Origin of the sequence: Paenibacillus sp. GXUN7292 (assembly GCF_050864975.1) — a bacterium.
Taxonomy (GTDB): Bacteria; Bacillota; Bacilli; order Paenibacillales; family Paenibacillaceae; genus Pristimantibacillus.
Genome location: NZ_JBOZWO010000075.1, coordinates 1 through 11080 on the forward strand (window position 1 = coordinate 1; position 11080 = coordinate 11080).

6 protein-coding genes are annotated in these 11080 nt (G+C 42.9%); all 6 read right to left on the reverse strand.

Annotated elements, in window-relative coordinates; genetic code table 11:
• Positions 1-262: 262 nt before the first annotated feature.
• The 6 genes from ACRRU2_RS27960 to ACRRU2_RS27985 all read right to left on the reverse strand — a co-directional run bounded on the left by ACRRU2_RS27960 (position 263) and on the right by ACRRU2_RS27985 (position 10610).
• Positions 263-4081, reverse strand: a complete 3819-nt coding sequence (locus ACRRU2_RS27960) for an S-layer homology domain-containing protein (protein WP_432506686.1) — start codon at positions 4079-4081, stop codon at positions 263-265.
• A gap of 83 nt (positions 4082-4164) precedes the next feature.
• On the reverse strand, positions 4165-5253 hold the full coding sequence (locus tag ACRRU2_RS27965) for a response regulator transcription factor (RefSeq protein ID WP_432506688.1): 1089 nt from the start codon (positions 5251-5253) through the stop codon (positions 4165-4167).
• Entirely contained in the window at positions 5243-7066 is a 1824-nt protein-coding gene (locus tag ACRRU2_RS27970; protein WP_432506690.1) for a sensor histidine kinase, read from the reverse strand. Before ACRRU2_RS27970 ends, ACRRU2_RS27965 begins: the two co-directional genes overlap by 11 nt.
• Positions 7067-7098: 32 nt before the next feature.
• Positions 7099-8646, reverse strand: coding sequence for an extracellular solute-binding protein (locus ACRRU2_RS27975; protein WP_432506692.1), 1548 nt, complete (start codon positions 8644-8646; stop codon positions 7099-7101).
• Between the two features lie 63 nt (positions 8647-8709).
• Entirely contained in the window at positions 8710-9591 is an 882-nt protein-coding gene (locus ACRRU2_RS27980; RefSeq protein ID WP_432506694.1) for a carbohydrate ABC transporter permease, read from the reverse strand.
• 59 nt (positions 9592-9650) lie between these two features.
• Complete coding sequence (locus ACRRU2_RS27985; RefSeq protein ID WP_432506696.1) at positions 9651-10610, reverse strand: ABC transporter permease; 960 nt, start codon at positions 10608-10610, stop codon at positions 9651-9653.
• Positions 10611-11080: the final 470 nt, after the last annotated feature.

The following is an 11080-nucleotide window of genomic DNA, read 5'->3' on the forward strand; positions in this document are numbered from 1 at the left end:
TTTTCAAATGAGTGAAAATAATCGAAATAGCCGCACCAGCAACCGTTAGAGCAGTCTTAAACAAAGGAGGATGCTGCCCGCCGGCTGCCGAGCTTATCAATTGTTACACCAATGAATCGAAATAATGGCACGCTCCGCTATTGGCTCTAATTGGGGCTTTTCTACGATTTTTTAGCCAATAAGCGGAACGACTGACCACTTTTTCGCCCTTTCCTGAACAAATCGTATAATCGCATTGAGCAAATTTACTACAATCGGAAAATCACTTCAGAGTTAAGACGTTATAAAGAATCTGTACAAATTGTGCCCTGCTTGCCGAATCTACCGGCATTATATTGCCGTTGTTTCCAGAAATAATTCCGGTCTTAATAAATAATTCAACAGCGTCATTTGCATAACCGGCAACCTCCCCTGCATCCTTGAAGTCTGCCAGGTTCTTTGCAGTGGTTCCGACCGGCAATTCGTGGTTGCTCTTGAGCAAATTATAAGTCAGCACGAACATTTCCTGCCTTGTAATCTGCCTGTCCGGTGCAAACAGGTTGTTGCCGACTCCGGCAGTTATCCCCAGCCTCTTGGCCGCTGCAAGATATCCGGTGTAGTAGCTGTCCCCTGCATCACTGAAGTTGTTTTCAGCGTTTTCAGCGTTTCCAGCATTTTCATCAGCGTCAATGCCAAATGCTCTCATGAGCATTACCAAAGCCTGTGCCCGGGTCACTGTTTGCTCCGAACCAAAGTTTCCGTTACCGACTCCGGTTGTAATTCCTCTTGCTGCTGCAAAGGTCACGGCGTCATAGTACCATGCATGGTCTGCTACATCTGCAAAGTCAATTTTATTGTATGCTACCGCATACTTGGTAACATAAGGTGTCTTGAAGGTTATCGTTCCCGATGCCGGATCATACTGGCTATTGGTCACTGTTTCGTACTTTCCTGCCTCATTGATCTGATAGACTATGATTGCATTTGGATTTTCTCCTGTTTTCCATACATACGGTATCGTTACTGTCGCCTTGCCGTCAAGCTGTACGATTGCCTTGTCCTTGTCGGTAATATCAAAGCTTACTACAGGTCTGTCCCCCACTTTCTGACGTATTTCGGCTGTCAGCGCCGCTGTTTCAGCCTTTGTCGCAGAAATGGTTACAGCTCCTGTTGCCTTTCTGAAAATGTCCTCCGCAGTCTTCTGTTCAATGGTCATCGTTGCGAGAGGGGTGACTATTGTCAATGCATCTGCCTTACTCTCTATAAATTTCTTCAATGCTTCTGCCATCAAATGAATACCGACTGTCCCCGCTTCTGCGGTCGCATCTACTTCAACTCTGATAGCTGTTTTGGTATTTGCTCCTTGCTTTTCCGCCATCTCCGATGCCTTGGCAATGGCATCAGCCAGCTCAGTTTCGGATATTGCAGCAACGGCTCTTCCGTTTGTTTCTGTTGTCGTTTTTACAGGTATCGTCGTTATTACCTGTCCTCCCTCAATCTTTGTTTCATATGTCGGCGCCTGGGTTGGAGTAGTCACAAAATAATTGCCCTGCCCCTGTTCCGACACATTCACTGTCAAGATAGCTTCGTCACTCGTTGCGCTGCCTGCGACATTTGATATAGCTACGCTGTATGCTCCTGCATCCGAAGCTCCAACATTATTAATCCGCAACTCAGCCGAGTTAGCGCCTAGAATATCCGCTCCATTCTTTTTCCATTGGTAGCTAAGAGGCTCCGTTCCCGATGCCGTAACTGTAAATACAGCTGCCTCCCCTGCCTTCACCGTGCTGCTTTGCGGCTGCGTCAGGAAGCTCGGCTTACGATTAGCTTCAAAACTGATATCGATCTTATAGAGCTTGTACTGGTGATCGCTGGAGAAATAAATACTTGTTTTGTCTTCACTGACTGCCATCAAGTTAGTCTGTTTATTGGTCAGTTTGCGCATTTCACCGGTTTGAGTGTCTATGGCGCTAAGAACCTCGCCGGCGTTTGTAACCAATAGCGTATCTGTAAGCCAGTTCATCTGATAGGGCAGATACCAGGCATTATTTGCAGACCAAGAAGTATCCCTTGTTTTGAATTCTCTTATTACCTCCAGTGTTTCCGGATCAACTTCAAAAATAATCCCGTTCGAAATTGCCCATAAATCCCCATTAGGACCAATGGAAAGTCCCCCGATATGCATAACGGAAGTAGACACATTCTGTAAGTCGGGTTCAACCACTTTCGTAACTGTCTTTGTTTCCAGGTCAAAGATGAACAGCTTTGCGTTCTCATCAACAGGATCAATTCCTAGTCCGCCCCAAACAGCGGTTGAACCATAAATCTTGCCATCTTTATAAGCAAGTCCGATAATACTTTGATTCGGAATGATACCCTTATATACTTCCTTTTGTGCGTTGTCGGCGACGGGGAGCAGAGTCAAGGCGCCATCCAAGACTCCATAATCCGGAACACTGGAAATGGCCACATACTCTCCCGCTTCAATTAACTGGAAGGGACGATCCTGATCAAGTCCTTCGCCACTAAGTTTTGTTACTAGAGTTTTCGTAGATTGGCTAAAATCCGTAGTGTTAAAATCCACCGTATAAATTTCAGCCTTGGGGTAGGCGCCCGCATAATACTTTCCATGAGCCTCTCCCATTCCCTCAATTTGCTCCATAGGGATGTATTTAATCTCATCCGTCTTATGGTTTAAAATCCCCAATACAGGTCCCATATAAGCACCTATGGCAATGGTGTCCGTTCCTTTCGGTCCCGTTTCCAAAGCACGAATCACCTTCGGCTGAAGACCGGCATCTACAGGTACATTCTCATATCCATACGTATTCCCATTATCCCAAACAAATTTACGCCCCCCAGAAAATCCACCGGAACTATCAAGATGACCAAAACTGTTGTACGTGATTGTGCCGTTCTTCTGAACCGTTACCAGGGTTAGACCGGGCAAATCTTCTTGATTATCAAATTGTATAAATGTAGAACCCCTCATCCCGGGATTCACATCACCATCTTTAAAGCCTGAAACCTCCGTGTACGTACCTGTTGTCAGATCAAAGTATTTCAATTTCAAATATCCGCGATCCCAAACGTAAACCTTATCGTCTAATGCTGGGGGAACATGCGTACCGTTATTTCGAAGAACATTCTCCGACTCTGTCAACCATCTATTATTTGCGATATCATATACCACCAGCATTGCAAGTTTGTTAGGTATAGATGCTTCTACAAATGTGAAAATATAGTTCCCTCTTAGTGTTAATCCTTGAACTTTATCAAATGCAATTTTTTCATTTGTTAAATTTTTGATTCCATCATGATTTCGAAACGGTCCGGTATATGAAAATTCAGGAAGTTCTTCAACCTCGCCGCTTTCAAGATCTAATTTGGCAAATTTAGCTTCTGTCTCAGTGGACCCAAATAAATACATATATCCATCATCCGCAATTACATGAGCTTTAACATATTTTCCTCCAAACAAATTTTCTTTAATGATCTCAAATTTCTTTTGCTGGATGTCATATTTCACAACAAGAGCACTGGGATATGTTCCGAAGTAGGCATTATCCTCACTGTCGAAGCTAACATGATAGATTGCCGTTTGCAATGTACCGTCCGATGCTCTGATCGCCCCTAAACTTTCTAATTCTTTTGTTACAGGGCTGTAGCGGAAGACGTTAGCATAGGATTGGGTGGCAATATAAACATTTCCTTTGGAATCTGTTCCGTGGGTCCATATTACCTTGGCACCCGGCAGAGGGAAGTCCCGCAATATCTTTTTGTTGTCCAAATCGTACACCACAAATTTTGCCGGAGCTTCCGAACCGGCCGAATTATCTCCCGAAGAGGAGGTATAGGCAACATTGACCATTTTCCCGTCCTCCTCCTCCACCCCGTAAGCGCTGTTTATAAATTCTGTGGTGCCTGAGGTGGCAAGCGGGTAGCCCAATCCTTGAGGTTCCGTCATAGTAAAGGTATTTAGCTGGCTGCTTTCAAACCCTTGTTCCTGTGCATAAACCAGACCGCTTGGCACACAAATCGCAACTGCCAGAAAAAACACCAGCACCTTTGATAAAATCTTCTTCTTTATCAATCGATTCATTATTTTGCCTCCTTAATTTTCAGAAAATCTTATTTGCAATTAATTTGTAAACGCTTTCAAATTGATAAGAATTTAATAGTCTATTACTCTTTGAATCTTTTTTTATACTCGGCAGGATTTAGGCCATATTGTTCCTTGAACAGCCTGGAGAAATGAATACTGTTTTCATATCCGACCTTGTAAGCAATCTCATAGCTTTTCAATGAGCTGTTAAGCAGCAAATCTCTAGCATGCTTCATACGGATTTCTACCAACTGATTCCATATCGTAATGCCTGTCTCTTGCTTGAACAAATTTGCAAAATAGGTTTTGCTCATCGCTACAGCATCCGCCACTTCTTGCAAACTGATCTTTTCCGCGTAATGTTCTTGCAAATAGAGCTTTGCTTTCTCTACGCTAGGATGGAGCAATTGTGTTTTGATCGTACGCATGACATCAAATACTTGCTCGGCTCCGTTCTCCAAATAACCGATAGCTATTAATCGAAATATAAATCTTCTCTGGTCGGCGGGAATCGGTTCGTCGCCTAAGCCGGACAAGGATAGCTGTGGGAGGGCAAACACGCTTTTTTCCTTTTTAATACGTTCCAGAATAAGCTCAATCCACACAATTGCAATATCACCAAGCAGATAATAGTCGGTGCCTGTCCATTGCTCGAACATCATCAGCGTATCCATAACTGTCATGTACATTTGTTCAACCTGCAGGGTTTGAGCCATCTCAATCCACTGTTCGATCTGCTTCTCATGGTACGGAAGCTTCTTGATAACGATCGACATGGCAGCGAGTCTTCGTTTCTCGGCAAGCTTTACCACTGCATGGTTTATCGTTTCTCGAAGTATGTTGCGATCGATCGGCTTCAGAACATAGTCAATGGCATTCAACTGCATGCTGGACCGGACATACGTAAACTCCTCGTAACTGGATATGACGATTGAAGCCATCCATGGATATTTTTCATTGATTTGTTTCAGCAGCTCCAATCCGTCCATATGGGGCATCCGGACATCTGTAATGCAAATATCGGCATGCCATTCATCCAGCCAGCGCAAGCACTTGACTCCATTTTCCGCTGTACCTGCCACTAATATAGAGCCTAATTCATTGACCTTTTTCACCAAGCTTGAGCGGATCAGATGTTCATCGTCAACAATGATTACACTATATAGCATTGGCATGTACCTCCTGTAAAGCTTGGACTTTAGGCATTCTAATTATAATTTCTGCTCCGGCGGCATGCTCCGGATTGCTAATGGATATCCCTGCAAGCTTATCGTGTTGATAATACATTTGAAGCCGAGAATGGATATTCAACAATCCAATATTGTTGGATGAATGATGCAGGGGAGATAGTGCAATTTGCTTCAGCTGCTCATTAATCCAAGTCAACTTGTCTGCGGTGAAACCTTTTCCATTATCTCTTATTGTCATTTCAATATAAGATTGACCGTCAGCCTCTTTGCCCAGTACTTCAATTTGAATTTGTAAAGATTGATCCAGCTGTGGAATGGCATGCTTCATACAGTTTTCAACAACGGGCTGCAAGATGGCTTTCAGGCAGACACTTTGCAGCACATCAGAATCAACATGCAATTCATACTCCAATTGCTCGCCCATTCGCATTTTCATAATATCCAAATAATTATTTAAATGCCCCAGCTCATGCTCGATCGGTACGACGCTGCTTTTATAATCCGATGTGTACCGCAGCATTTCAGCCAAAGCAATCGTCGTTTGTTCGATCTGAGTATGGCCTTCCAGTGAAGCCAGCGAATTAATTAACTCCAGCGTATTATATAAAAAATGAGAGTCGATTTGCGACTGCAGCGCCGACATAACAGCCTTTTGTCCGGCAACCTTGGAATCAGCTAATTCATTGACGGTATGATTCAAATCTTCAAGCATGGCATGATAGGCATGACCAAGCTCGGCTACCTCGTCCGTTCCGCTAATGTTGTTTGCAATGTTAATATGGCCTCGAGAAGTTTCTTTAATAATTTTTCGCAGCTTTGCAATACGCTTGGTGAAGGAAGACGATATGGCAACTGCGCTCACTACAGAAAGCAGTAATCCGGCTATGGCAATTGAGATCATAAACTCGCGAATAAAATAAACACTGCTGGCAAACTCACTGTAAGGAACGACGATAACGGTTTTCCAATCAAAATAGTTAATGGAACCAAACAGAATAATCTCATTCGATTCTTTTCTAAAAAAACTGCCGCTAGATTGAGAGCGTATCGTCTCCAAATAAGGCTCGTTCAAATATTCAGATATGACGGCCTGATCGGGATGGGCAATTATTTTACCTTCTGAATTCATAATAAAACCGTAACCGCTATCCCCGACCTCGAGCTCATTCACCAGCTGCAGCGCGGAGTGCAAGTTAATATCAATTTTTATATAGCCGGAATGCTCTCCATATCTAATCTTCCGCATCAAGGTGATGACAGGCAGCTCAATCGTTTTTCCTTCGAAATAATAATCATTGGACCAGCGCACATCAGCAACATTATCACGGGCCATGAATGATTCCAGACCCGAATCAATAAAACTGTAATTGAGTACAAGGCCGTACTTCGTGGAATAGTTAATTTCATTGCCGTTAGAGTTATACAATGTGACAGACATCACTTCCGGATATTGATACATATACGGCGTTATATAGTTGTCTCTTATCTTTTGGAAAAGAATAAAAGATCGAAATTTATCATCCTTCTGGACTTGTAACCAGCTTTCTATCTCGGCAGAAATGGACATCAGCATGAAACCTTCTGAATAATAGTTGAAGTATCTTTCCAAGTTAAGATTAGCCTGCTTCAATACTTGATTGCTGAGACGTTCGACATCACTTTTAATAATCGCCGATGTTTTAGAGTACACAATGAGTCCCGCAAACACTACAACAATAAGCATTAAAGCTGAAATGACCAGCATTAGCTTCCATTTCATTTTGCTGCTAATCAACTTAAGAAATTTATTCATGCTTTGTCTCCCATATGTCTGCAATGATAGTATTATTGTTTGTTTTCTTTAACCCACTTGGTCATTTCGTCAATAAGCTCTTGACCGCCTTGAGCACGCCAGTCCTTAACAAATTCATCCCACACTTGGTCTACGTCCGCGCCTTCAACAATAATGCGTGCTGCAGGCTCATGAAATTCATAGTAAAGATTGAACAGATTTTGACCGACAGCAGGCATGCCCATTGTCAAGCTTTCGATACCTTCTTTGTTAGCGATTTCAATGCCTCTCAACATTTTTTCATATTCTGAGCCGGAATATTTGGCTGCAAAAGCCTTTTCATTATGTGCGTGCATTTTCAACACATTACGCCATTCCGTTTTTGCTTCCGCCTCGGATGATTGTCTATAGAAGTAATTTCCGCCTTCTTCTGCATAGTTAATGCCTTCTACTCCGATTTCAGAGAAAATTTGGCCTTCATCGCTAAACAGCCAGTCAAAAAACTTGACTACAGCAACCGGATCTTTGGCGGATTTCATTATCAGATAAGATTTATTAACTTTAAAGTTGACCGCACCGATAGGACCATCATAACCCGTACCGCGTGGAGTTGGGAATACCACTACGTCTGCATTAACGCCGGGAGATGCATCGGAAACCAGTTTTTGAAAGAAAAATGCGGTGCTTGGCGTGCCTCCCCAAGTTCCAGCCTTTCCAGAAGCAATTTTTTGATTAGTGATTGCGCTGGAGTTAAGCAAAAACTCGGAATCTAGTAAACCTTCTTTGTACATCGTTTGCATAAACGCCAGACCTTTTTTCATATTGGGGTGAATGAAGCCTGGAACAACCTCTCCATCAAGCTCGATACCTTCATAAGGAGAAATTCCCCACATCCCCCAGATGTTATCGCCTGTCCATGAGAACTTTTCACGCATTGTAAAAGCAATTTCATCCTTCTCGCCGTTTTGGTTAGGGTCGCCATCACGGATAGAAGTTTTAGGGTACTCCGTAATTCCCAGATGTTCCATCCAATCCTTACGAATGAAGAACAGTCGAGAAGATGGCGTGTTGCTCGGTTCCGGAATAGCCATGATCTGGCCATTAATGGTCACTGCATCCCACGCATATTGCGGGATATATTGTTTGAGATTGGGACCATGCGCTTCAATCAGTTCGTTAAGCGGCAGGATCAGGTCGTTATCAAGAGCGCCGTCGCCTTGCGTTAAACCGAAGCCCATGTATACATCCGGAAATTCAGATGCAGCAAATTTAAGCTTCAATTGATCTACGTAATTTGCATTTGCCAGGAAAGTTATGTTTGGTGTAATGCCGGATGCTTTTGCCATATAAGCGATTGTTGGATCTTCCAGCAAGTTGCCGCTTGGAACTGCTTTTGCCAAGTCAGGCACATACATAGTGAACGATAAATCTTTAGCTCGCTCGTCAGGATTGCTGCTGCTTTCAGCGGATGGCGCGTTTGTGGGCGCCGGCGCTGGGTCTGCACTGCTTCCAGAGTTGCTGCCGTTATTGCTGGAACAGCCAACAACCGTAAGCATAGCAGCAATAACCAGCATGCTGACCCATTTTGTATTTTTCTTCATTGATGTTTTTCCTCCCTATTTTTTAATTATATATGTCAATGGAATTGACAACAAAGCAAGTTATTACTCTTTCAAAGATCCGATCATGGCACCTTTAATAAAGTGTCTTTGAATGAACGGATAAATGATTACAATAGAAATAGTAGCCACGATAATGGTTGCATTCTGCAAGCCTTGTGGTGAAATATCGTATGATACCATGCTGTTCATTTGCGATAACGTATCACTGGTTTCAAATTGGGCGAGCAAATTGTACAAATACAACTGAAGCGGACGAATATCCGGATCAGTAACATACAATAAGGCGGAGTAGTAGTTATTCCAATGGGATACCGCGTAAAATAAAGCCAGAGTTACAACGATTGGCATGGATAAAGGAAACGCAATCTGAGCAACAACACGATACTCATTCATCCCATCAACACGGGCAGCTTCGAATAGTTCCTCCGGCAAGCCCCGGAAAAATGTAATGCAAAGAATCAGATTAAACGCAGCCAACGCTCCCGGAACAATCAACGCCCAGACGGAGTTCAGCAATCCCAACTCTTTAACGAGCAAGTAGGAAGGAATCATTGGAGCTGTGAAGATCATTGTGAAAATAATGAAAAGCATGAACGGCTTACGGCCTCTCAAAAAGGATTTTGACAATGGATACCCTGTAAAGATCGTAAGCAGCATGTTAATCGTCGTGCCTGTCAGGGTTATAAATACGGTTACAAAAAAGGACCGCCAGAACGTTGTATTCTTGAAAACAAGAACATAGTTATCAAAATTGAGACCAACTGGCCAGAGCGTTACTTTCGCATGGATCAGCGCACTTGTTTCGCTAAGTGAACCTGCCAGTACATGCAGTAGTGGAACCAGGATTACAGCACAAGTCAAAAGCAGCAATGTCATATTAAAAATGTCGAATAGCTTTTCACCAAATGATTGTTTAATTTTCATATCGTCCTTCTCCTTGTAGCGTTCAAAAAGTCCCGTTTTGACTTTTTGAACTTCTTCTCCTAGTAAAGTCCTTCGCCGGTTGTAGCTTTACTAGCCCGGTTTGCGATGACGAGCATAAGTAGTCCAACAACGGATTTAAACAAGCCGATAGCCGTCGTCAAGCTGTATTTACCGCCAAGAATACCAATTCGGTATGCATAAGTGTCCAGGATGTCCCCTGTACTTAAGGTCATCGGATTTAAGAACAAGTAAATTTGTTCAAACCCAAGATCCAGAATATGGCCGATTTTGAGAAGCAGCAAGATCATAATAGCTGGTGTCATACCTGGCAATGTAATGTGCAGGAATTGCTTGAAGCGGCTGGCACCGTCAATTTTTGCAGCTTCATACAAAGACGGGCTAATGCCGGCAATAGCAGCCAGGAAGACAATTGCACTCCAGCCCATTTCCTTCCAAATACCGCTTGAAATGATGATAGTGCGAAAATATTCAGCTTTTTGCAGGAAATTGACTGCTGATCCGCCCAATGCTTCAATAGCCTGGTTGACGAAGCCTGTTTGTACGGACAAAAGCGTATAAACAAAACCGAATACGATGGTCCAAGAAAGGAAGTGAGGCAAATAGACGATCGTTTGCACCACTCGTTTGAAGCTCTGCATCCGCAGCTCGTTAAGAAGAATCGCCAGAAGGATCGGAGCCGGGAATGTAAATATGATTTGATAGAAGCTGATAATAATAGTATTTTTAAGCAAGCGGATAAGATTAGGATAAGAAAAAAATTGCTCAAACCATTTGAATCCTACCCATTCGCTATCCAAAAAACCTTTAAAAATGTTGTAGTCCTGGAATGCGATAACACTTCCTGCGAGCGGAAAGTATTTGAAAAGCAGAAAGTAAAACATGCCTGGAATCAGCATGATATACAAGGCGCGATTTCGAACGATAAATCTTAGCAAACCAGCAAAATCTGATTTGGATGAGTTGCTGGACTTTGTTTGAACGGGATTTGGTGCACTCATACATAAAACCTCCTCTGATGCATTAATTGTAAGGTCTGCGCGAAGCTGCGAACAATGAGGTGATATTTCTTTTAACTGCACTAATATTAAGCTTATGCATGTATTTGTACGGGCCCCGGTAGATTTGCTTGACGTAACACCCACAGTGGACTTTCCTTTCACCGCCTATTTAATCGTCATGCGTAGCGCAACAAAAAAACTGCCGACACGAGGCCGGCAGTCGTTGTTTCGATTGTTTCTAGCAGAACTGGTTATACTCTTGCAATATTCACAACTTGATTGTCCAAGCGAATGGAACCGCGTGGCCGTGAGGCTGCTCAGATTTTTTGATATTTTCAGCGAAGCGTATATCTCAACTACATGTAGAGTTCCGCAATTTTAAATTCTAACGGTTGCCACAAACGCTATTCATGCTAAAATTACAGATTAATTTTTCTAACGGTTGTAATCTCGCTTAAAACGGAATAATT

What these genes read in the sequence shown, in the direction of transcription:
- ACRRU2_RS27980 (WP_432506694.1), bottom strand. Translation starts at nt 9,591, where the DNA reads ATGAAAATTAAACAATCATTTGGTGAAAAGCTATTCGACATTTTTAAT.
- ACRRU2_RS27965 (WP_432506688.1), bottom strand. Translation starts at nt 5,253, where the DNA reads ATGCTATATAGTGTAATCATTGTTGACGATGAACATCTGATCCGCTCA.
- ACRRU2_RS27960 (WP_432506686.1), bottom strand. Translation starts at nt 4,081, where the DNA reads ATGAATCGATTGATAAAGAAGAAGATTTTATCAAAGGTGCTGGTGTTT.
- ACRRU2_RS27985 (WP_432506696.1), bottom strand. Translation starts at nt 10,610, where the DNA reads ATGAGTGCACCAAATCCCGTTCAAACAAAGTCCAGCAACTCATCCAAA.
- ACRRU2_RS27970 (WP_432506690.1), bottom strand. Translation starts at nt 7,066, where the DNA reads ATGAATAAATTTCTTAAGTTGATTAGCAGCAAAATGAAATGGAAGCTA.
- ACRRU2_RS27975 (WP_432506692.1), bottom strand. Translation starts at nt 8,646, where the DNA reads ATGAAGAAAAATACAAAATGGGTCAGCATGCTGGTTATTGCTGCTATG.